The sequence below is a fragment of the Rhodobacteraceae bacterium M385 genome (genome assembly GCA_025141835.1).
Taxonomy (GTDB): Bacteria; Pseudomonadota; Alphaproteobacteria; order Rhodobacterales; family Rhodobacteraceae; genus Gymnodinialimonas.
This window is the reverse complement of record CP081102.1, coordinates 218,042-239,323: the sequence shown is the minus strand read 5'-3', so window position 1 is coordinate 239,323 and position 21,282 is coordinate 218,042. Positions and strand designations below refer to the sequence as shown.

Sequence of the window (21,282 nt, the reverse complement as noted above, 5' to 3'; positions counted from 1 at the left end):
ATGGGCCGCGCGGCTTCGCGTCATTGGGCGGCCTTGGGCATCGTTTCCGCCATGCCACCCGACAAGGCGTCATAGATTCTTTCGACGATCCTCGCAAAGGCCGGCGTGTGCCCCACGTCCAACGGGCGCGGGCGAGGCAGATCGACGGAAATGTCAGCCACCACACGGGCCGGGCGCGGCGACAGAACGATGACGCGGTCGCACAGGGTTACCGCCTCGCGCACGGAATGGGTGACCAGCACCGTGGTCGTCCCCCGCGCCTCCCAAATGCCGGGAAGGTCGTTGGCGAGTTGTTGCCTCGTCAGCTCATCTACTGCCCCAAAGGGCTCGTCCAGCAGCAACAAGTCTGGCCGCGTCGCCAGCGCCCTCGCCATCGCGGCTCTCTGGCGCATACCACCCGAAAGCTCTGCCGGGCGCGTGTCGGCAAAGCCGTTTAGACCCACAAGATTGATAAGTTGGTCCACCTCTCCCCGGTCCACGGGCTTGCGGGCCAACGTCAGGGCTAGCTCGATGTTCCCCCGCACCGACCGCCAAGGCAGCAGGGATGGATCTTGGAACGCCACCGACAGCCCCGCTTTTTGCAGCGTTTCAGCGGGCGGCGCGCCGCCGATGGTTACCGTTCCGGCAGAGGGCGGCTCTAACCCCGCAATGATCCGCAACACCGTGGACTTGCCGCACCCCGACGGGCCGACAAGGGCCGTGGTTTGGCCTGCCTTGAAGGACAGGTCTAACGGGCGCAGAGCCTCTACCCCGCCGGAGTAGGTCTTTGCCAGATCGGTGCAGATAACCTCGGTCGACATGGGTTAGCCGTGCACCTCTTCCAAGATCGATCGATCCCATAGGTCGGCTGTAACCTCTCGGTCCAACAACGCCAATGTCTCGATGTTCGCGGCGACGGTTTCCTCCGTCCACCAGCCAAAACCATTCGCGTCGGTCAGGTCCGAGAACATCAACGGCACCTGCCGCGCGGCCTGCAATAGCTGAGTTTCCCGGTCCAGCCCCGCATCGGGGAACATCCGCAAGGTCAGGTCAGTGGCCGCCTCGGTGTCGGCACGGTACGCGTCCCAACCGGCGACTTCGCCAGCCATCAAGGCCACGATATCAGCCCGGCGGTTGGCAATGCTGTCCTCGGTCGCGATGTAGGTTTGCGAATGCACCGCATAGCCGTGGTCGGCCAGCAACATCGTGGTATTGTCGATGCCCTGAACCGTCAGGGCGACGGGAAGATCGGTTTCCCAAGACAAAAGACAATCAACCTCTCCTGCCACAAGGGGTTGCGGCGAATACTGGGTAGGGATCACCTCAATCGCATCGAAATCCACATCGTTCAGGGTGCACAAAGCTCGCAGAACAGGCGTGTTCGCCAAGGCCATGCCAATGCGCTTGCCCTCCAGATCGGCGGGCACATTCACCGGGTTGGACGTCAGCGAGGTGATCGCGAAGGGGTTATTCTGCATCGCCACGCCGATGATCTTGAACGGCGCGCCCTCGGCCACGGCGGCAGCCGTGTAATCGGCGGCAGAAATCCCCACCAATGCGGTGCCGGCCACAACGGGCGGCTCTACCGGGGCGTTAGGTCCGCCGGGTAGCAGCGAAACCTCAAGCCCCGCATCGCGCCATAGGCCACGGTCAAGCGCGATATAGCTGCCTGCGAATTGCGTCGAATGCAGCCACGACAATTGCAAGCTCACCTGTGACTGCGCCATGGCCGCGCGAGGCAGAAAACCCATCGCGCCAGCCGCGGCACCAGAGGCAAGGATATGGCGGCGGGTCAGGCCGTTGAAAGGGGGCATCACAATCTCACTTTTCCAAATTCGGGCGGGGCGCTTGCCACACCGCATTGTTAACCATTTAGCTCATCGCCGACCAAGCACAGGCGCGATTGGTCGCAACCACGTCAGTAAGAGTCCGGGAATGACGGTGCACAGGAACACGAGGCCAAAGGCAACACTCGTCGCCAGCCCCGCGCTCATCGATGCACCGATCAGGGGGAACAGCACCGCCGCCGCCCCTTCCCGCAACCCCCAACCACTGATCGACAAGGGTAGGACCATCGCGAACAAAATCAACGGCACCAAAGAGATAGCTGCGAGAAGTGGCAAAGCCACGCCGAGGGCAACGGCACAAAAGCCGAAGGCGGCAATGTTGCACAATGCAGTGCCAAGACTAAGCGCCGCTTGCTGGCGCCAGACAGGCGGCGCGGTAACGGCGTAGCGGAAACTGCGCAGACCGCGCCCCAACGCCGTATCCGCCCGCGCCTGCCACAACAGCCCAAGCGCCGTGATGCAAAGCGCCGTCGCGCCTATTACAACGGGCACGATTAGCCACATGGGCCACGCCATGCCTGTCGGCACGATCAAGGCCACCAACAGCCCGACGCCTAAAACCGCCAGCAATCCCAGCTGTCCCGATAACCGCTCGAACACTACCGCTTGGCCCGAGGCAACGATACCCGCCTGCCCCCTTGCCCGCATTGCGCGGCTGGCGTCACCCACGACGCCGCCCGGCAGCGATTGGTTCACGACCTGCGATAGGTAATATTCGCCCAGAGCCTCGGTCACCGAGATTTCTATCCCCAACCGAGCCGCAGTGATCCGCCACCGCAAGGCCGACAATATCGTTTGCAGCGTAAGCGCCAACGCCGCCACCGCCAGCCATCCCGGCTGCGCACTTCGCATTAAGACAAGCGCCTCTGCCCAATCCACAGCGCGCCACAAGAGCCATAGGATCGCTGCCAAGATGGTCATTTTCAAGGCTCTAATCAGCCATTTAGAGCCTGTTTTTGTCATCATTCCGAAGGCCCAGCCTGCGCGGCGGCCTGAAAGGCGCTCAGCACAATATCGCGCAGCTCATCCATTGCCAAAGCCGGCGATCCGACGTCTGGCACCAAGCCTTCAAACGGGGCGATTTGTTCAAGTGCCGAGACTAAATGCCCGGGTCCGATCACATGGACCGGCACCTCGCGTCTGTCATCCAGACCAATGAAGCTCGCCGCTTGGTGATCCCCGATCACGATCATCAACGGCGGGTCTTCCGCATGTATTCGGGCGTAGTCGAACACCACTTGCAGGGCGTAATCCACGGCCAACCGGTATTGGAACCGCACCCTTTCCCGGTCTCTCCAAACGACCTCGGGCGTATCGCCAGAACTGGCCACCTCGTTGAAAACCGTACCGTCGCCGATGTCGTCCCATGCAATCAGCTCGGGCACAGGCACCCAGGGCGCGTGGGACGAAATCAGCGCTATTTGCGCGAACAGGTGCCGCGTGTCCCCCCTCTGTCGCAACCGACGGTCCATCATGGAAAGCGTGTACTGATCGGGCATGGTGACCCAGTTGAACGGCAACCCGGCGTAGCCCAGATCATCGGCGCTCAGGATCGTTTCGAACCCCATCGCGGCGGCCTCTGGCCAATCAAGGGTGATCGCAGGCATCACCGCAGCAGTACGCAGCCCGGCATTGCCCGCATAGTGAAATAACGTCTCTCTTCCGCTGGTTAGAGCCGCGCCGTAGCGCACCTGGTTGTCGATCCACATGCCGTTGGAAACTGTCGAATGCGCCAGCCAACTTTGTCCCCCATGGGTGGGAGAGGTCAGAAACCCCGACCGCATGGAAAGGCCCCGTTCACGCAGGATCGCTTCATAGGCCGCAAGGGTTTCGCCATGAACCTCCGCGTAATAGGGCGTGTCGAAACTGGTTCGCCCATAGCTTTCCACGAACAGGATCAACACATCCCGATCGATGAGCTCAAACAGACCCGACGCGCCCGCATAGGGATCGCTGGCGACCTCCTCTCGGAACTCGCGCAACTCGGCCAAGGTCTGGCGCACGGTGACCACACGCTCGACCCCGACGCGAGCCGTAAAGGCCGTTCCCGGCATGCGGACGGGGGCGTTCCAAACGGCCATGGTATCGCCGACTTCAGCCACGACAACCGCCGTCGCCACCAGCGCAGCGACCCCGGCCCCACGCGCCCAGAGGGGCCGCACCGCGATCCCGGCCCATACGCCCATCGCCCACCAAAGCGCCCACGCCAGCATCGCCACGCAAAGCACCACAACCACGAAGGCTCCCGCCGCCAGCAGCCCCCCAAGCGTGCCCGACACAAACCGGAACAAAGCCGCCACCAAAGGGAAATCCGCCACCGGGTTAAACCCCCGTGACAGCGTGTTGAAGCTGACGAAATCGGCGCCTTTAAGCACCACAATCACAGTCAGCAAAGCCGTCAAAACCGCCCTGACAACCAGCCCTACCCGGCCCCTCCCTAGGGCTACCATCGCCAAAACGATTGCAGGCAGCTCCAGCGGAAAAACCCGCAATGCGCCCCATGTCATCGCTTCGGGGTGGTTGGGCTGCACCAACACCAGATGCAGGATTGCCGTCGCAAGGATCAGCCGCAGGGCGCTCATCCCCTTGCGCCGGATAGGTTCCGGACATCCACCCAGAACGACCAGATCAAAGCAGCAGCAGCCACGCCCACGAAAACGCTCGCAACCTGCGCCGGCACCAAGGGGCATAGCGCCGCGATCAGGGCCGTGATTTGCACCACACATACGACCTTGCGGCTAAAGCGCTCCGGCAAGGTGCCGTTCAACCATGGGAAGGGAAATTGCGCGGCCCAAAAGGCGTAGCGAGGCAAACCGAGGATCACCACGTAAGCGCCAACTGTGCCGCTCTGCCATGCCAACAATGCCAGAACCAGCGCAAGGAGAGAGTCGACCTCCATATCGAACCGCGCTCCGAAGGCCGAGGCGCGACCCTCTCGCCTTGCCAGCCACCCGTCCACACCATCGAGTGCGAAGGCAACCACGGCCAAGCCAAACACTGCCCACGAAAGCGCGTATCCCGACAAAAGGACAGCAACCAATACGGAAACCAACGCAAGCCGTGCAATCGTGGCCCCGTTGCACAGGCCAATGGTTCGGTGCGCAAACCCCTCTCGCACCCCGTTAAGGGCCAGCGCTATCACGACCCCATAAAGGCACATGCCCCCCAGAATGCTTGGGGAATTGCCAAGCAGAATCCACGCGGTACCAGCGGCGAAGCAGGCCCCGATCAGGCCCATCACAGTAAATTGCGCCACCACAGAAAACCGCGCCGGCCCCATGTCAGAGGATTTGTCCAAGTTAGCCATGAGTTGCTTTGTCGACACCGATCTGCTTCGCTTTAAGGCATTAAAGGTAATTTGGTCCGATTTCCGCGAACCACAATTGATAATGCAAAACAGGGTAAGGCGAAAATGACAACTCCGACAGATACATACCGTGCGCCCGCGCGGTGGCTCCACTGGCTGATGGCGCTTTTGATCATCCCGATGATCATCTGCGGCTTCACCATGATCCAAGAAGGCCTGCCCCGCTCCTTTCAGGACACGCTGTTCATCTCCCACAAAAACGTCGGCTCGCTCCTCCTGCTTCTCATCGTTGTGCGCCTGATCTACCGCTGGCGAAATACCCCCCCGGCAGAACCCGCCCACTTGCCCGCTTGGCAAATCAAGATCGCGGGCCTCACCCACTTCGCCCTCTATGCTTTGCTTCTGATCATGCCGCTCGCGGGCTACATCCGTGTGCGCGCCGGTGGTTTCCCAATCGAAGCCCTAGACGCCATGGGCATCCCTTCCCTCGTCCCCCGCTCTGATGCCTTGGCCGCCGTGGCAAAATCCATCCACTTCTATGGCGCTTGGGCCCTCGCAATCCTCTTGGCGATGCACATCGGCGCGGCGCTTCAACACGGCCTCATCAAACGTGATGGCGTCTTCTCCCGCATGTGGCCCCGATCCGGCTAAAGCGCCTCCCCGACGCCTCTCAAGGTATATCAATAGTATATCAATCCACCCCCTTCATCTTTTCAAAAATATCGTCAGGGGGGTCCGGGGGGATGAAATCCCCCCGCTTGCCCCTCCACTTAATCGCCGCGCAATGCGCGGCGATATCCCTCAACTTTCCAGACTCCCCAAAAAGAACAAAATATGAACATATACTCCCATGGGATTCGCAGAACTAACCATTACCTCCAACTTCACCTTCCTCACCGGCGGCTCCCACCCCGAGGAATACGCCCGCCGTGCCGCGATCCTTGGCATCGACGCCATCGCCATCGCCGATGAGAACTCCGTTGCCGGCATCGTTCGGGCGTGGTCCGAGCTGCAAAAGATCCAGGCCGAGATCGACGATGCCAAAATCGCGGCTCTCGACCCTATCGGGCCACCTAAACCTGCCCACATCCCGGCCGCGCCCCGTGCCAATATTGACCACGTCCCTCGCCTTCTGCCCGCGTCCCGCCTGATCTTCTCCGAAGGCCTCCAGATCACTGTCCTGCCCCGGGATCGTGCCGGTTGGGCCAGCCTTTGTCGCCTTCTCTCCACCGGGCGTCTGCGGGCCGAGAAGGGGGAATGCATCCTCCACCTCGAAGACCTTCTGGCGCGACATGAGGGGTTGGAGCTTCTCCTCCACGCCCCGCGCCGTGCCACCAAGGGCTGGCTCAATGCCGCCCACCGCATCACCCCCTTGTCCCCCTGGCTGTGCCTCTCGCCTCAATACGACGGGCAAGACAGCACCCGCTTCACCGCCCATGCGCGTCTGGCCGAAACCCTTGGCTTGCAGACCATCGCCTCGGCCCGTCCCCTGATGCACCACGGCACGCGGCGCAGGTTGACCGATGTACTCACCTGCATTCGCCAAGGCATCAAGGTCGAAGATCTTGGCACCGCCGCCCAAGCCAATGCCGAACAACGCCTGCGCGGTCTGGCTGAGATGCAGCGCATCTTCCAAGGCCACGAGGCGGCGCTGGCAAATACCCTTATCGTGGCCGATCGCTGCCAGTTCGACATCGCCAGCCTGCGTTACGAATACCCCTCGGAGATCGCCGATGGGGAAACCGCCGCCGACAGGTTGCGGCGCCTTGCCCAGGACGGTTTGAACTGGCGCTATCCCCAAGGCGTGCCGGAGAAAGCCACCAAACAGCTCAGTCACGAACTCTCTCTCATCGCCAAACTGGGGTACGAGCCTTATTTCCTGACCGTCAACGACATCGTCGCCTTCGCCCGGTCGCGCAATATCCTGTGCCAAGGACGAGGCTCTGCGGCCAATTCCATCACCTGTTACGCCCTTGGCGTCACCTCTGTCTCGCCCGAGATCGGCACCATGGTGTTCGAGCGTTTCGTGAGTGAGGCCCGTAATGAGCCCCCCGACATCGACGTCGATTTCGAACATGAGCGCCGCGAAGAGGTTATCCAACACATCTATGAACGCTACGGCCGCCACCGCGCGGGCCTTTGCGCCACGGTCATCCACTACCGCAGCAAACGTGCCGTGCGTGAAGTGGGCCGCGCCATGGGCCTGTCCGAGGATATCCTTTCAGCCCTGTCATCCCAAATCTGGGGATCATGGTCTAACGCGGGCCCCGAGGTTGCGCGCTTGCGGGAAATCGGGCTCGACCCCTCCAGCCCGCGCCTTGTTCAGACCCTTCAGCTGATCCAGGACATCATCGGCTTCCCCCGTCACCTGAGCCAGCACGTGGGCGGCTTCGTGATTACCGAAGGGCGGTTGGATGAACTGGTGCCGATTGAGAACGCCAGCATGGACGCGCGTACCGTGATTTGTTGGGACAAAGACGACATCGACGCCCTTGGCATCCTGAAGGTCGATGTCCTCGCACTGGGCATGTTGACCTGCATCCGAAAGGCGTTTGATCTTCTGCAAACCCACCACCAGACCGATTACACACTGGCCACCCTGCCGCCCGAAGACCCCGAAACGTACGATATGCTGTGCAAGGCCGATAGCCTTGGGGTGTTCCAAGTCGAAAGCCGCGCGCAGATGAACTTTCTGCCCCGGATGCGGCCCCGGTGCTTCTATGATCTGGTGATTCAGGTGGCCATCATCCGCCCCGGTCCCATTCAGGGCGATATGGTGCATCCTTTCATCCGGCGTCGGAACGGCGAGGAAGAGGTCAGCTTCCCCTCGGACGCCTTGGGTCAGGTCTTGGGCAAAACCCTTGGCGTGCCGCTGTTTCAGGAACAGGCGATGCAGATCGCCATTATCGGGGCGGGGTTCTCACCTGAAGAAGCCGATAAGCTGCGCCGCGCGCTTGCGACGTTCAAGAAGCACGGCAACGTCAGCGAGATGCGCACGCGCTTTCTGCGCGGGATGCGTGACAACGGCTATGACGATGACTTCGCCGAGCGGTGCTTTAGCCAGATTGAGGGGTTCGGCGCCTACGGTTTCCCGGAATCCCACGCCGCCAGCTTTGCTTTGCTGGTCTATGCCTCCAGTTGGCTGAAACGCCACCACCCCGGCATCTTCGCCTGCGCCCTGCTTAACGCGCAGCCCATGGGGTTCTACGCCCCCGCCCAAATCGTGCGCGACGCCCGTGAACATGGGGTAGAGGTGCGGCCGATCTGCGTGAACCGCTCCCATTGGGATAACGTGATGGAACGCACCGAGCGTGGCGATCTTGTCCTGCGCCTTGGGTTCCGACAGATCAAATCCATGCAGGAAGACGAGGCCGAATGGCTGATCGCCGCCCGTGGCAATGGCTATACGTCGGTGGAAGATGTCTGGCGTCTGGCCGGGGTGGAGGCCAAGATGCTTACGATCCTGGCCGAAGCCGATGCTTTCGCCGCCCTTGGGATCAGCCGCCGCGATGCCCTTTGGGCCGCCCGTGCCCTGACCCCGAAGCAGGAACTGCCCCTGTTCAAGGGCGATCTGGACGGAGAGGGGATTTTCGAGCCCGCCGTCGCCCTGCCGCAGATGACCGAGGGGGAAAACGTGGTGGAAGACTACGTCTCCATGCGGCTTACCCTGCGCACACACCCCGTAGCGCTGATCCGCGACCGCCTGAGCCCCGGCATCGACCCTCGGCTCCTGACAGCCCCCGCCCCGCGCGCCGCGCAAAAGCCTTGCAAGGCTTTTGACGCGCCTTCAGGCGCGTGACAGCTTTTTGCAAAAAGCTGCTAAGGCCCTTGCAAGGGCCTTCCCCCCTCACAATCCGTACTGCGTCGCTTTTCCGCCGACCATGCGCATCACGCGCACCAGTTCTTGGCTGATCCCCTGCTCGCTCAGGGCGTGGCCCGCGTTACGCACCATATGCAGCCGCCCTCCCGGCCATTTCGACGCCAGCGCATGGGCCGAAATCGGCGGGCAAATCATGTCATAGCGCCCCTGCACGATCGTACCGGGGATATGCGCGATCCGATGCGCATCTCGCAGGATTTGGCCGTCTTCCTCCAGAAAGCCCTTGTTGACGAAATAGTGGTTCTCAAGCCGGGCAAAAGCGCGGGCATATTCCGCCGGACTTTCGCCGCCATGCCCATCGCTATTCATCGACGCCAGGGCATTTTCCCACGCGGCCCAAGACCTGGCAAAGCGGGTTTCCAGCATCAGATCGCCCGAGAACAGGCGGCGGTTGTAGGCGGCAATGAAATCGCCCTGCTCCTCTTCCGGCACAAGGCTGACGAAGCGTTGCCATTGCTCGGGCCAGAACTGCCCGGCCCCGCCGCCGTAGAACCAGTCCAGCTCTCTCTGCATCGACAAGAACACGCCACGCAGCGCCAGATAAGCAACCGATTCCGGGTGCGTCTCGGCATAGACAAGCCCCAGCGTCGCGCCCCAGCTGCCGCCGAACACCGCCCATCGCTCAATCCCAAGGGTGTTCCTGATCTGCTCGATATCCGCCACAAGGTGCCAGGTCGTATTATCCGACGTCGAGGCATGGGGCCGCGACCGTCCACAGCCGCGCTGATCAAACAGGATGATACGCCAGACCTCAGGGTCAAAATACCGTCGCATCGCCGGACTACAGCCGCCACCGGGGCCGCCGTGCAACACCACCACGGGCGCGCCGCGGGGATTGCCGCATTGCTCCACATAAATGTGATGTCCATCGCCCACATTCAGAACCCGCTGATCGAACGGGTCAATCGGCGGAAACAAATGCGAAGCTGTGCTCTTTTGGCCCGAGAACTTATCCATATCCGTCCTATATAGAACGTGACGTTGGAAACGACACGACGAGATTTTTGCCGACCCCGGCTCGTGCCAAGATTTGCAAAGGATGTAGGGGATGTCCATGACAGCTGCGCCCGTGAACACCGTTGATGACAGCGAAGTCGCTAAATTTGAGGCCATGGCCGCTGAGTGGTGGGACCTGAACGGCAAATTCAAGCCGCTCCATATGCTCAACCCCACGCGGCTCGATTACATCACCCAGCAGATCGCGGCAGAGTTTGGTCGTGACCTGAAGACTGAGGCCCCATTTGCCGGGCTCCGTATCCTCGATATCGGCTGTGGCGGTGGCCTATTAGCCGAGCCGATGGCCCGTTTGGGCGCCGATGTGGTGGGCGCCGATGCGGCCGAAGGGAACATTCCCGTTGCCCAAGTCCATGCCGCGCAATCAGGGCTAGAGATCGACTATCGCCACACGACCGCCGAGGCGATGGCCGACGCGGGCGAGCAATTCGACGTGGTCCTGAACATGGAAGTGGTGGAGCATGTGGCCGATCCCTTGGGCTTCCTGACCGCCTGCCAACAGCTTCTGAAACCGGGCGGGCTGATGGTCTGTTCGACCCTGAACCGCAACCCCAAGAGCTTTCTGATGGCGATCATCGGGGCGGAACATGTGATGCGCTGGTTGCCCAAAGGCACCCACGAATGGTCCAAATTCATCACCCCGGACGAGCTTGTCGCGCTGATCGGCCAAGCGGGTCTCGACCCGGTGGATCGAAAGGGCTTCGTCTTCAATCCGGTGCTGTGGACTTGGGGGATCAGCGCCCGTGATCTGAGCGTGAACTACGTCACCGCCTCGGTCAAACGGGCCGCCTGAAGGTAGCGCCTAAGCGCCATCGCCTTCCAGCTTGCGGCGCACATCGCGCAGAAGCGGCAAGGCGTCGCGGACCTTTCCGGGGCCAATCTCGGCCACGGCTTCGGTCAGGATCGGCACAATCGCGGCAATCGCCACCTCTCGTGCCCGACGCCCGGCGGGACTGATGGAGATCATCTTGCGCCGCGCATCGTCCCAATCGGGCCGCACATGGATATGCCCGGCCCATTCCAGCTTGTTCAGCGTGTTGGTCATCGCCCCGCGCGTCAGGTGAAACGCCCGCGCCAGTTGCGCGGGTGATTTCTCATCCTGAGTAGCCGCCAGATGGTTCAGCACGGAAAAGTGGCTCAACTCCATCCCCTTGGGCAAGGCTTTCGACAGCCGAGCCCGTGCCAGCTGGTCGATCATGAAGACCTCGCTGAACAGCGCAACAGAGAGAGGATCGTCGTGCTTGGACATAGCGCGGAGTAAAGCGCCGCAGCGCAGCAATACGCAAGGGGAATAGCGCTAACCGGGTCAGTCTGCCGCGAGCAAGGCGTCCAGCTTACCGTTCCGCTCCAACGTAGCCATGTCGTCGTAGCCGCCCACATGGGTGCCGCCGATGAAAATCTGCGGCACGGTGTGGCGACCATTGGCGCGGCTCAACATCTCTTGCCGTTTGGCGGGCTCTGCTGCCACGTCGATCTCGGCGTAGCTCACGCCTTTGTCCGTCAGCATCCGCTTGGCGGCGTGGCAGAACCCGCAGAGCGGAGAGGTATAGAGCGTAACATTGGCCATGACAGAGCGCTTTCCTGGAAAACAGTAGAAGTCCCTATCTAGATGTCTCCCCCCACACGCGCTAGGGCCAAGACAGACACTTTTTCGGCACCGGCGCGGCGACAGGCCTCGGTCGCGATGGCAAGGGTCGCGCCAGAGGTCATGACATCGTCGATCAACAGCACATTGCGCCCCTCCAACGCGCTGCCTTTGCGGGGGTGGGGAATAATCGCCTCGTCCACATTCTGGAAACGGGCATCGCGCGACCGCCCCTCCTGCGAGGGGGTCGGGCGCAGGCGGAGCAGTGCCATCGGCTCAACCTCGGCCGTGCACTGGCGCGCCAATGACCACGCCAGCAGGGCCGCCTGATTAAAGCGGCGGCGGGCAAGGCGGGTCCAATGCAGGGGCACCGGGACAAGCAATGGATCATCCTCCAACAAATCCGCCGCCGTCCGCGCCATCCAGGGGCCCGCGGCCCGCGCGATATCGGTTCGGTCCCCGTGTTTCAGAGCCAAGACCAGCCTTCGGCCCACCCCTTCATAGGCAAACACCGCCCGCCCATGGTCCCAAGCGCGGGGCACGCGCTGGCACTCGCTGCAAATCAACGCTTCCCCCTCGGCCGCGGTTTGGCCGGGCAACCCGGTGCCGCAAAGATCGCAAGCTGCCCCCAGAATGAACGGCGTATCGCCCCAACAGGTGCCGCAAATCGCAAAGGCATCTTCAACCCGTGCCGAACAATTGAGGCATTCAGGCGGAAACACCGCATGCAGCATGGTTTGCAATCTCATACCTGTCCCCTAGATACCGCGCAGTGATCCCCTGCGCAGAGCCTCAACTTGCAACAGCCACAGCCCCGCCTGACCGACCAAAATGCGCTTGCCGAGCACCGCGCCCGTGCGACCCGAACCGCCCGTATTGCAGACGCGCGGTTTCTTCACGACGAGGCCATTGCTGAGCTTCAGGAAAGACTCGAGGACGTTAATAGAAGGTTTACGGACCCGGTAATTGTGAGCGATTTCCCCAAAATTTGGTGCGAATTGATTCCAGATGCCCCGATCATCCCCATGACCGAAGCGCTGGATCTGGAACCGGGTGCCCATGATCTGGTGGTTCATGCCATGGGCCTGCATTGGGCCGATGATCCTGTGGGCCAAGTGGTGCAATGCGCCCGAGCGCTGCGGCCCGACGGGTTGTTCCTGTCCGCGGCCTTTGGCGGCAGCACCCTGACGGAGCTGCGACAAGCCCTGGCACAGGCCGAAAGCCAAGTGATGGGGGGCCTATCGCCCCGCGTCGCGCCCATGGCCGAGGTCCGCGATATGGGAGCGCTGCTGCAACGGGCAGGCTTGGCCTTGCCCGTGGCAGATACGCTTAGAAAAACAGTGACTTACGGTAATGCCATCGCACTAATGCACGACCTGCGGGCGATGGGGGAAACCAACGCTTTGGCGGGCCGTCACAGGGCCACGCCGCCGCGCGCCCTGTTTCCCACCGCCGCCGCGATCTACGCGCAGATGTTTCCAGCAGATAGCGACCGCATCAGCGCCAGCTTCGAGCTGGTCTTCCTGACTGGATGGGCGCCCCACGATAGCCAGCAAAAACCCCTGCGCCCCGGTGCGGCCACGTCACGTCTGGCGGATGCGTTGAAAGTGCCCGAGTTTGACGAAGACGCAAAGCCCGTCCCCAGCCGCCCGCTAGATGATAGCCAAGATTGAGATAGCCCCGATGCAAGACACCCAAGCCCCCGCCCTGCCCCACGCGCCTGCCGACCACCCGAAGGTGAAGCGCGGCAAGGTTGGCGTGCTTCTGGCCAATCTTGGGACGCCGGACAACTACGATTACTGGTCGATGCGCCGCTACCTGAGCGAGTTCCTGAGCGATAAGCGCGTCATCGACTACCCGGCGTGGAAATGGCAGCCTTTGTTGCAGCTGATTATCCTGTCGAAAAGGCCCTTCACCTCGGGTGCGGCGTATAAATCCATCTGGAACCATGAGGCGGGCGAATCGCCATTGGCCACGATCACCAAGGATCAAACGGCGAAGATGAAGGCGCTGATGGCGGCGCGCTACGGCGATGATGTGATCGTCGATTACTGCATGCGCTACGGCAACCCTTCGACCCAATCCAAGGTTGATGCGCTGGTCGCCCAAGGCTGCACCAAGATCCTGTTTTTCCCGCTTTATCCGCAATATGCCGGGGCCACGTCGGCCACCGCTTGCGACCAGTTCTTCCGCGCCTTGGAGACGGTGAAATGGCAACCACAGGTGCGCACGACCGAAGCGTATTTCGACAACCCCCTCTATATCGACGCGCTGGCCCAAAGCATTGAGCGGGCCTATGCCGCGATGGAGAAAAAGCCCGATATCCTTGTCGCCAGCTATCACGGCGTGCCGCAACGCTACCTGACCGAGGGCGATCCCTACCATTGCCACTGCCAGAAAACGACGCGCCTGCTGAAAGAGCGTCTGGGGTGGGACGACACGCAGATCATCACCACCTTCCAGTCCAAATTCGGCCCCGAGGAATGGTTGCAGCCCTACACCGTGGAAGAGGTGGCGCGACTGGCGGAGCGCGGCAAGAAGTCCATCGCCGTATGTGCGCCTGCCTTCTCGGCCGACTGCATTGAAACGCTGGAAGAGATTAACGAAGAGATTCGTGAAAGTTTTGAGGAAGCGGGCGGCGAAAGCTTCACCTATATCCCCTGCCTCAACGACGATGACGCCCATATGGAGGCGCTGGCCAGCGTGGTGCACAACAACCTGCGCGGCTGGCTGGACTGAAAGCCGCGCCCAAGTACGACAAAAGCGGGCCCTAGGGCTCGCTTTTAATCATAAAGTCAGAGGTCTGGCGCTTCGCTTATGCGGCCTGCAATTCAGACACCGGACGGCCTGTAAACGTCTGCTCGCCCACGCGTACAGTGACCATGCCACTGGCCAGACGTTTCACGAAATTTCCCTGAATGGACACGCATGTCCCGATAATAACGGTGGTTAGCACAGTTCATCTCCCCAGATACTGTGCCCACACTTTAGACAAATAGGTTAACAAATCACTTAAAAAATCGCCATTGTTGAAAGATTTTCTAAAATTCGTCGAAAATCTCCGTAAATACTGGCCTAAAGCCAATCCCTCAGGATCGGGATCAGCGGGATATCGGCGGGCGGCATGGGGTAATTGCGCAGCTCAGTCGGGCGCACCCACTTCAAGGCTTGCCCTTCACGGGATTGGGGAATCCCCTCCCACTTGCGGCAGGCGAACAGCGGCATCAGCAGGTGGAACTTTTCATAGGCGTGGCTGGCGAAGGTCAGCGGCGCGAGGCAGGAGGCCCAGGTGTCGATGCCCAGTTCTTCCTGAAGTTCTCGGATCAGGGCCTGTTCCGGGGTTTCGCCGTCCTCGACCTTGCCGCCGGGAAACTCCCACAGGCCCGCCATCGACTTTCCTTCGGGGCGCTGCCCCAGAAGCACACGGCCATCGCGGTCGATCAGCGCGACAGCGGACACCAGAAGGACGCTCATGACCGGTAGTCGGCGTTGATCTGGATATAGCCGTGGGTCAAGTCGCAGGTCCAAACCGTGGCGGCCCCGTCGCCAAGGCCAAGGTCAACGTCCACCAGCAATTCCTGCTGCTTCATATAGGTCGCGCCTGCGTCCTCGGTATAGCTTTCCGCGACCCAGCCGTTTTCGGCCACAAGGATATCGCCGAAGCGGATTGTCAGAAGATCCCGGTCCGCCTTGGCGCCGGATTTGCCCACGGCCATGACGATCCGCCCCCAGTTCGGGTCCTCGCCCGCGATAGCGGTTTTCACCAACGGAGAATTTGCAATGGAACGCGCGACGCGGGTGGCGTCATCGTCGCTATCGGCCCCGCTCACGCGGACCTCCACGAACTTGGTGGCCCCTTCGCCGTCGCGCACGATTTGGTGGGCGAGGTCTTGCATAACCGTCAAAAGCGCGGCCTGAAAACCGGCGTGGGGGGCGATGAGCGCCGCGTTGCCAGCGCGGCCCGTGGCGGCCATCAATACGGTGTCAGAGGTGGAGGTATCGCTATCCACCGTCACCGCATTAAAGCTTTGCACGTTACAGGCCGACAGCATCGCTTGCAGCGCATCGGGCGCAATGGCGGCATCGGTGAAGATATAGCCCAACATCGTCGCCATATCCGGCGCAATCATGCCCGAGCCTTTGGCGAACCCCATGATGGTCACTGGCGTGCCATCAAGGTCGAGCGTGGCCACGGCACCTTTAGGGAAGGTGTCCGTTGTCATGATGGCACGGGCAGCGGGCTCGGTCGCGTTGGCATCAAGGCTGGCGGCAATCGTGGGCAAAGCGTCGGTGATCTTGGTGGCGGGAAGCGGCTCTCCGATCACACCGGTGGAGGATGTGAAGACGTGCGAGGCGGGAATGTTCAGCGCCTCGGCAGCAGCAGCGGCGATCAGGTCAACATCGGTGACGCCGCGCTTGCCGGTGAAGGTATTGGCGTTGCCGGAGTTCACGACGATGGCAAAGCCCTCATCGCCCGACAGTCCGGCCAGCTTCGCCTGACAGTCCAACACAGCGGCAGAGCGCGTGGCAGATCGGGTGAACACCCCCGCAATCGACGATCCCGGCGCGATTTCCGCCAGCATCACATCGACGCGGTTGGCTTTCTTGATGCCAACAGCGCCCGCCGCAAAGCGGACGCCGTCAATCTTGGGAAGTTCAGGAAAGCTGGCAGGCGCCAGTGGAGAGACGGTTGGCCCATCTGTTTTAGGGGTAGTCACGCGCGTCTCTCCTTGCTGAGCTTATTCCGCGATCAGGTCTAGGTTGCGGATCATGGCGGGGTCAATCTCCACTTCTGCGCGGGAGACATCGGCCGCCGCGGTCAGCTCTTCCAGTCGGGCATCGACGCGGGCGCGGCGCACGGCCTCTTCCAGCTCGGCGCGGACATCTTCAAGCGTTGGGGCAGCTTGTTCACGAGTCTCGTTCAGCAGCACGACGTGCCAGCCAAATTGTGTCTGCACAGGGGCGGAAACTTCGCCCGGCTCCAACTCAAACACGGCTGCTTCAAATTCGGGCACCATCATACCAGCGGTGAACCAACCCAACGCGCCGCCGTTCGGACCCGAGGGGCCAATGGAGTTTTCAGCCGCAAGTTCCGCGAAATCCGCGCCTGCTTCCAGCTCGGCCAGCATGTTTTCCGCATCTTCCTGACCTTCCAGAAGGATGTGGGCAGCGTTGTATTCGGTGGTAGGCTCAACCGAACCGTAGGCCTCATCATAGGCGGCTTGCAGTTCTTCGTCGCCCAGATCGGCCATGGCGACATCGTCCATATACATCGCAGCAAGGAAGGCACGGCGTTCGTTTTCCAGCCCCAACTCCATCGCGCGGGTGACATTGCCTTCGGCTTCATCGGCCAACACTTGTTGTTGGATCAGCTGTTCCAGCATGCCTTCAAACAGCACCTCATCGGGCAGTTGCTGGTATTCGGCTGGCAACATCTGACGCATGGCGATCAGGTGGCCCACGGTGATGTCATTGCCGTTCACGGTGGCCAAAACGGTCTCGGCGCTGTCATGACCATCGGCATAGGCCGGAGCGGCAAGAGCTGCGACAAGGCTGACCGAGGCTAAAAGCTTCTTCATAGACGAAATTCCTTTGTGTGGAGCGACCATCCCAAAAGGCAGGATCGCCTTACGTTGACTATCATCAGGCCGCCCCTTATCTCGCTTACGGGTTACACGAGCCCCGGGATTGACCGTTGGCGCTATAGGTAGACCGCGCCGCAGGGTCTAACAACCCGAGGGGCCACACGAATTGTTCAGACGGCGACGACCCGCCTTAGAGGTCGTGATAGAGGTTGATGACTATGCTCGGACTGGGAACGATTGCGAAAAAGGTGTTTGGATCGCCAAACGACCGCATGGTGAAAGCCGTCCGACCGATCATCGAGAAGATCAATGAGATGGAGCCCGAGTTCGAGGCGCTGGACGACGCCGGCATCATCGCCAAGACCGATGAGCTTCGTAACCGCGCCCTGAACGGCGAAAGCCTTGATGACCTGCTGCCCGAAGCCTTTGCCAATTGCCGCGAGGCTGCCAAGCGCGCCTTGGGTCTGCGGGCCTTTGACGTGCAGATGATGGGCGGTCTGTTCCTGCATCGTGGCAACATTGCCGAGATGAAAACCGGCGAGGGCAAGACTCTTGTGGCCACTTTCCCCGCCTATCTGAACGCGCTGACCGGCGAAGGCGTCCACGTGGTGACGGTGAACGATTACCTCGCCAAGCGTGACAGCGAATGGATGGGCAAGGTCTTTACCGCGCTCGGCATGACCACTGGCGTAGTGTACCCGCGCCAGCCCGATGCCGAGAAGCGCCAAGCCTATGCCTGCGATATTACCTATGCGACCAACAACGAGTTGGGCTTTGATTATCTGCGCGACAACATGCGCGGTTCGATCGCTGAAATGGCGCAGCGCGGTCACAACTTTGCGATTGTGGATGAGGTTGACAGTATCCTGATCGACGAGGCGCGGACGCCGCTGATTATTTCGGGCCCGACCCAGGACCGGAGCGATTTGTATCTGTCCATCGACAAGATCATCCCGCTAGTCCGCGAAGAACACTACACGCTGGACGAAAAGACCCGGCAAGCGACCTTCACCGACGAAGGCAACGACTTCCTTGAAGAAACGCTTTCCGCCGCAGGTATCCTGCCTGAAGGCCAGTCGCTTTATGATCCCGAAAGCACCACCATCGTCCACCACGTGACCAACGCCCTGCGGGCGCACAAGGTGTTCTCGAAAGACAAGGAATACATCGTCCGCGATGGCGAGGTTGTTCTGGTTGATGAATTCACCGGCCGCATGATGCCCGGACGCCGCATGTCCGAAGGCCTGCACCAAGCGATTGAGGCCAAGGAAGGCTGCAAGATCCAGCCCGAGAACGTGACGCTCGCCTCGGTGACGTTCCAGAACTACTTCCGCCTGTATAAGACCCTCGGCGGCATGACCGGCACGGCCACCACCGAGGCCGAAGAATTTGCCGACATCTACGGCCTTGGCGTTGTGGAAATTCCCACCAACCGCGGCGTTGCACGGATTGACGACGACGATGCCGTCTATCGCACCGGGGCCGAGAAATACGCCGCCATCGTGGAAACCATCCGCGAAGCCCACGCCAAGGGCCAGCCGGTTCTGGTCGGCACTACCTCGATCGAGAAATCCGAGATGTTGGGCCAGATGCTGACCGAAGCGGGCCTGCCCCATTCGATTCTGAACGCGCGTCAGCACGAACAGGAAGCCAAGATCGTTGCCGATGCAGGCAAACTGGGCGCGATCACCATCGCCACGAACATGGCCGGCCGCGGCACCGATATTAAACTGGGCGGGAACCTCGAATTCCAGATCATGGAAGCCATCGCCGCCAATCCCGATGCCGATCCCGAAGAAATCCGCGAGCGGATGGAAGCCGAACACGTGGCCGCCGAACAAGCGGTGAAAGACGCGGGCGGCCTCTATGTTCTGGCCACCGAGCGTCACGAAAGCCGCCGCATCGACAATCAGCTGCGCGGTCGTTCCGGTCGCCAGGGCGACCCCGGCCAATCCAGCTTCTTCCTGTCTTTGGAAGACGACCTGATGCGTATTTTCGGCTCGGAACGGTTGGACAAAATGCTCAACACGCTTGGCATGAAAGAGGGCGAGGCGATCGTTCACCCTTGGGTCAACAAATCGCTGGAGCGTGCGCAAGCGAAGGTCGAAGGCCGCAACTTCGATATCCGTAAGCAACTGCTGAAGTTCGACGACGTGATGAACGACCAGCGCAAGGTCGTGTTCGGCCAGCGCCGGGACATCATGGGTGCCGATGACATCGCCGAAGTCGCCAAGGACATGCGCGATCAGGTGATCGAAGACATGATCGACACCTACATGCCACCCAAATCCTATGCGGACCAATGGGACGTACAGGGCCTGAAAGAGGCCGCGCAAAAGGTGCTTGGGCTCGATCTGCCGATCGAGACCTGGGCCGACGAAGACGGCGTTGACCAAGAAGAAGCGATGGAGCGTTTGGAACGCGCGGCGGACGAATATATGGCCTCCAAGGCCGCGCAATTCGGCCCCGAGCAGATGCGTAACATCGAGAAGCAGATTCTGCTGCAAACCATCGACCAGAAGTGGCAGGAACATCTACTGGCGCTGGAACATCTGCGGTCGGTCGTGGGGTTCCGGGGCTATGCGCAACGTGATCCGCTGAACGAATACAAAACCGACAGCTTCACGCTGTTCGAATCCATGCTCGACGGTCTGCGTGCCGATGTGACGGAACGTCTGGCCCGCATTCAACCTCTGACGCCTGAGCAGCAAGAACAGTTGATGGCACAGCTTCGCCAACAACAGGCCACCGCCGCCGAGGCTGCCGCGGGTGCGGGGGCTGAACCTGCCGCTTCGCCCAATGCCAAGCCCGGTTTTGTTGAGGATGACCCGAGCACATGGGGCAACCCCGGCCGCAACGATGATTGCCCCTGCGGGTCTGGCAAAAAGTTCAAACATTGCCACGGACGGCTTTCATAGTCGCGAATCGGTGCCGCAGGGGGCTGTTCCGCCCTTTGCGGCAAAACTGAGAAGACTTCGGGCAATCCGCCCCGGATTCCGTGCAATTCCGGCACAATGATGCCCCAGTGATAAACGATACCCACCTCTGGAGATTTTGAGGTGGAGTGTCTTTGAGATGCTGAATTCCCTAGTTATTCGTGTGGCCGCAGGCGGCACTATGGTTCTTGGCGGTGCCTTATACGCGATGGAATCGGGCTGGATTGAAGGCCCTGATCCATCCCAAGAAATTAATCATTTTGTTGAAGAACAGACGTTAACCTCGTCTTCGCGCCCTGCCCGGTCGATGGCCCCGCAATTACCGGTGATCGAGCAAAGTGACGTGACCCTGCCGATGGCAGAGCAAACGCTTGCCCCCGAGGCGACGGTTATCCCGGCCTCTTTCGACGACCCATTGCCCACGCCCAGTGCCCCGATCACTGAAGAGACAGAGCTTAGCCCCCTCGGCCTGCCCTGCGATGTCTCGGTCAGTGCAACCGCAATGCCAGCGGCCATGGTGGCGTTGGATGTGATGGCCCCCTGCCGGACTGATGCAGCGGTCACGATTGAACACTCTGGCTTGCAGTTCATCGCCAACACCGATGCCCTTGGCCTGCTGACTCTTGATATCCCCGCCTTTGAGACGCCTGCCTTCTTCTCGGTCAGTTTTGAAGATGACCTGACAGAGACCGTCCTGGTCGGCCTGCCTGATCTGCGCGACTATGACCGGATCGGGCTAAGCTGGTTGGGCGACATGGGGTTGGAATTGCACGCGATGGAATTCGGCGCCGCCTTCGGAGAGCCGGGCCACGTTTGGCAAGATGCCCCCGCAAGCCCCGAGGCTGCGACTTCCGGCGATGGCGGCTTTCTGACCACGGTGGATACGGGCGTCAGTGTTGCGCAGATCTACACCCTGCCCCGCGCCACCCTGCGCGAAGGCGACAGCGTACGCTTGTCGATTGATGCGCCCGTGACGCAGGCCAATTGCACCCGCAACGTGCTGGCCCAGACCCTGCGGGCCGAGGCGGGCAATCCTGTTGATGTGACCGAGCTGACCTTCACCGTTCCCTCCTGCGACGCCGTCGGTGACGTTCTGGTCTTGCAAAACTTGCTGGACGACCTGAGACTCGCCTTGAATTGAGGCCATTG

20 protein-coding genes are annotated in these 21,282 nt (G+C 61.2%); 7 read left to right on the top strand and 13 right to left on the bottom strand.

Annotated features, from left to right (window positions below):
• Positions 1-20: 20 nt before the first annotated feature.
• The 5 genes from K3728_01120 to K3728_01100 all read right to left on the bottom strand — a co-directional run bounded on the left by K3728_01120 (position 21) and on the right by K3728_01100 (position 5,133).
• Positions 21-800: an ABC transporter ATP-binding protein gene (locus K3728_01120; GenBank protein ID UWQ95878.1), complete on the bottom strand. Its 780-nt coding sequence runs from the start codon at positions 798-800 to the stop codon at positions 21-23.
• A 3-nt stretch (positions 801-803) separates the two neighbouring features.
• Complete coding sequence (locus K3728_01115; GenBank protein ID UWQ95877.1) at positions 804-1,793, bottom strand: ABC transporter substrate-binding protein; 990 nt, start codon at positions 1,791-1,793, stop codon at positions 804-806.
• 63 nt (positions 1,794-1,856) lie between these two features.
• Complete coding sequence (locus K3728_01110; GenBank protein ID UWQ97402.1) at positions 1,857-2,789, bottom strand: flippase-like domain-containing protein; 933 nt, start codon at positions 2,787-2,789, stop codon at positions 1,857-1,859.
• A complete protein-coding gene (locus K3728_01105; GenBank protein UWQ95876.1) occupies positions 2,789-4,408 on the bottom strand; it encodes a sulfatase in 1,620 nt (539 codons plus the stop codon). Before K3728_01105 ends, K3728_01110 begins: the two co-directional genes overlap by 1 nt.
• Entirely contained in the window at positions 4,405-5,133 is a 729-nt protein-coding gene (locus K3728_01100; GenBank protein UWQ95875.1) for a CDP-alcohol phosphatidyltransferase family protein, read from the bottom strand. The genes K3728_01105 and K3728_01100 overlap by 4 nt, the downstream gene beginning before the upstream one ends.
• Before the next feature lie 105 nt (positions 5,134-5,238).
• Between K3728_01100 and K3728_01095 the strand changes: the two genes are divergently transcribed.
• Positions 5,239-5,784, top strand: coding sequence for a cytochrome b (locus K3728_01095; protein ID UWQ95874.1), 546 nt, complete (start codon positions 5,239-5,241; stop codon positions 5,782-5,784).
• Positions 5,785-5,983: 199 nt separating this feature from the next.
• On the top strand, positions 5,984-8,932 hold the full coding sequence (locus K3728_01090; protein UWQ95873.1) for an error-prone DNA polymerase: 2,949 nt from the start codon (positions 5,984-5,986) through the stop codon (positions 8,930-8,932).
• 48 nt (positions 8,933-8,980) lie between these two features.
• Here the strand turns inward: K3728_01090 and pip are convergent, their stop codons facing one another.
• Positions 8,981-9,970 carry a prolyl aminopeptidase gene (pip, locus tag K3728_01085; GenBank protein ID UWQ95872.1) on the bottom strand — a complete coding sequence of 330 codons (990 nt, stop codon included), beginning with the start codon at positions 9,968-9,970 and terminating at the stop codon, positions 8,981-8,983.
• Between the two features lie 97 nt (positions 9,971-10,067).
• Between pip and ubiG the strand changes: the two genes are divergently transcribed.
• Positions 10,068-10,820: a bifunctional 2-polyprenyl-6-hydroxyphenol methylase/3-demethylubiquinol 3-O-methyltransferase UbiG gene (gene ubiG / locus K3728_01080; protein UWQ95871.1), complete on the top strand. Its 753-nt coding sequence runs from the start codon at positions 10,068-10,070 to the stop codon at positions 10,818-10,820.
• A 9-nt stretch (positions 10,821-10,829) separates the two neighbouring features.
• On the opposite strand, the gene K3728_01075 is transcribed toward ubiG, so the two are convergent.
• From K3728_01075 to K3728_01065, 3 genes are read right to left on the bottom strand one after another with little or no spacing between them, the layout of a single operon-like run.
• Positions 10,830-11,276 (bottom strand): MarR family transcriptional regulator, encoded by a 447-nt coding sequence (locus K3728_01075; GenBank protein UWQ95870.1) that lies wholly within the window; start codon positions 11,274-11,276, stop codon positions 10,830-10,832.
• A gap of 57 nt (positions 11,277-11,333) precedes the next feature.
• Entirely contained in the window at positions 11,334-11,594 is a 261-nt protein-coding gene (gene grxC, locus K3728_01070; protein ID UWQ95869.1) for a glutaredoxin 3, read from the bottom strand.
• Between the two features lie 38 nt (positions 11,595-11,632).
• On the bottom strand, positions 11,633-12,361 hold the full coding sequence (locus tag K3728_01065; protein UWQ95868.1) for a ComF family protein: 729 nt from the start codon (positions 12,359-12,361) through the stop codon (positions 11,633-11,635).
• 48 nt (positions 12,362-12,409) lie between these two features.
• Here K3728_01065 and K3728_01060 point away from each other — a divergent pair, with 48 nt between their 5' ends.
• Positions 12,410-13,285: an SAM-dependent methyltransferase gene (locus tag K3728_01060; GenBank protein ID UWQ95867.1), complete on the top strand. Its 876-nt coding sequence runs from the start codon at positions 12,410-12,412 to the stop codon at positions 13,283-13,285.
• Between the two features lie 10 nt (positions 13,286-13,295).
• Entirely contained in the window at positions 13,296-14,351 is a 1,056-nt protein-coding gene (hemH, locus tag K3728_01055; GenBank protein UWQ95866.1) for a ferrochelatase, read from the top strand.
• A gap of 76 nt (positions 14,352-14,427) precedes the next feature.
• Here the strand turns inward: hemH and K3728_01050 are convergent, their stop codons facing one another.
• The 4 genes from K3728_01050 to K3728_01035 form a co-directional block, all read right to left on the bottom strand.
• The gene (locus K3728_01050) at positions 14,428-14,568 is read right to left on the bottom strand and encodes a hypothetical protein (protein ID UWQ95865.1); all 141 of its coding nucleotides are present in this window, start codon (positions 14,566-14,568) and stop codon (positions 14,428-14,430) included.
• A 119-nt stretch (positions 14,569-14,687) separates the two neighbouring features.
• Positions 14,688-15,086, bottom strand: a complete 399-nt coding sequence (mutT, locus tag K3728_01045; GenBank protein ID UWQ95864.1) for an 8-oxo-dGTP diphosphatase MutT — start codon at positions 15,084-15,086, stop codon at positions 14,688-14,690.
• Complete coding sequence (argJ, locus tag K3728_01040) at positions 15,083-16,330, bottom strand: bifunctional glutamate N-acetyltransferase/amino-acid acetyltransferase ArgJ (GenBank protein ID UWQ95863.1); 1,248 nt, start codon at positions 16,328-16,330, stop codon at positions 15,083-15,085. Before argJ ends, mutT begins: the two co-directional genes overlap by 4 nt.
• A gap of 21 nt (positions 16,331-16,351) precedes the next feature.
• Positions 16,352-17,191 carry a peptidylprolyl isomerase gene (locus tag K3728_01035; GenBank protein ID UWQ95862.1) on the bottom strand — a complete coding sequence of 280 codons (840 nt, stop codon included), beginning with the start codon at positions 17,189-17,191 and terminating at the stop codon, positions 16,352-16,354.
• 224 nt (positions 17,192-17,415) lie between these two features.
• Here K3728_01035 and secA point away from each other — a divergent pair, with 224 nt between their 5' ends.
• Positions 17,416-20,115, top strand: coding sequence for a preprotein translocase subunit SecA (gene secA / locus K3728_01030; protein ID UWQ97401.1), 2,700 nt, complete (start codon positions 17,416-17,418; stop codon positions 20,113-20,115).
• A gap of 157 nt (positions 20,116-20,272) precedes the next feature.
• Entirely contained in the window at positions 20,273-21,274 is a 1,002-nt protein-coding gene (locus K3728_01025) for a hypothetical protein (GenBank protein ID UWQ95861.1), read from the top strand.
• Positions 21,275-21,282: the final 8 nt, after the last annotated feature.

Bases quoted from the DNA above. Each gene is read 5' to 3' on its own strand.
- pip (UWQ95872.1), bottom strand. From the start codon at position 9,970: ATGGATAAGTTCTCGGGCCAAAAGAGCACAGCTTCGCATTTGTTTCCG.
- mutT (UWQ95864.1), bottom strand. From the start codon at position 15,086: ATGAGCGTCCTTCTGGTGTCCGCTGTCGCGCTGATCGACCGCGATGGC.
- K3728_01100 (UWQ95875.1), bottom strand. From the start codon at position 5,133: ATGGCTAACTTGGACAAATCCTCTGACATGGGGCCGGCGCGGTTTTCT.
- K3728_01035 (UWQ95862.1), bottom strand. From the start codon at position 17,191: ATGAAGAAGCTTTTAGCCTCGGTCAGCCTTGTCGCAGCTCTTGCCGCT.
- secA (UWQ97401.1), top strand. From the start codon at position 17,416: ATGCTCGGACTGGGAACGATTGCGAAAAAGGTGTTTGGATCGCCAAAC.
- K3728_01120 (UWQ95878.1), bottom strand. From the start codon at position 800: ATGTCGACCGAGGTTATCTGCACCGATCTGGCAAAGACCTACTCCGGC.
- K3728_01025 (UWQ95861.1), top strand. From the start codon at position 20,273: ATGCTGAATTCCCTAGTTATTCGTGTGGCCGCAGGCGGCACTATGGTT.
- hemH (UWQ95866.1), top strand. From the start codon at position 13,296: ATGCAAGACACCCAAGCCCCCGCCCTGCCCCACGCGCCTGCCGACCAC.
- K3728_01075 (UWQ95870.1), bottom strand. From the start codon at position 11,276: ATGTCCAAGCACGACGATCCTCTCTCTGTTGCGCTGTTCAGCGAGGTC.
- K3728_01095 (UWQ95874.1), top strand. From the start codon at position 5,239: ATGACAACTCCGACAGATACATACCGTGCGCCCGCGCGGTGGCTCCAC.
- K3728_01115 (UWQ95877.1), bottom strand. From the start codon at position 1,793: ATGCCCCCTTTCAACGGCCTGACCCGCCGCCATATCCTTGCCTCTGGT.
- grxC (UWQ95869.1), bottom strand. From the start codon at position 11,594: ATGGCCAATGTTACGCTCTATACCTCTCCGCTCTGCGGGTTCTGCCAC.
- K3728_01065 (UWQ95868.1), bottom strand. From the start codon at position 12,361: ATGAGATTGCAAACCATGCTGCATGCGGTGTTTCCGCCTGAATGCCTC.
- ubiG (UWQ95871.1), top strand. From the start codon at position 10,068: ATGACAGCTGCGCCCGTGAACACCGTTGATGACAGCGAAGTCGCTAAA.
- K3728_01090 (UWQ95873.1), top strand. From the start codon at position 5,984: ATGGGATTCGCAGAACTAACCATTACCTCCAACTTCACCTTCCTCACC.
- K3728_01110 (UWQ97402.1), bottom strand. From the start codon at position 2,789: ATGACAAAAACAGGCTCTAAATGGCTGATTAGAGCCTTGAAAATGACC.
- K3728_01105 (UWQ95876.1), bottom strand. From the start codon at position 4,408: ATGAGCGCCCTGCGGCTGATCCTTGCGACGGCAATCCTGCATCTGGTG.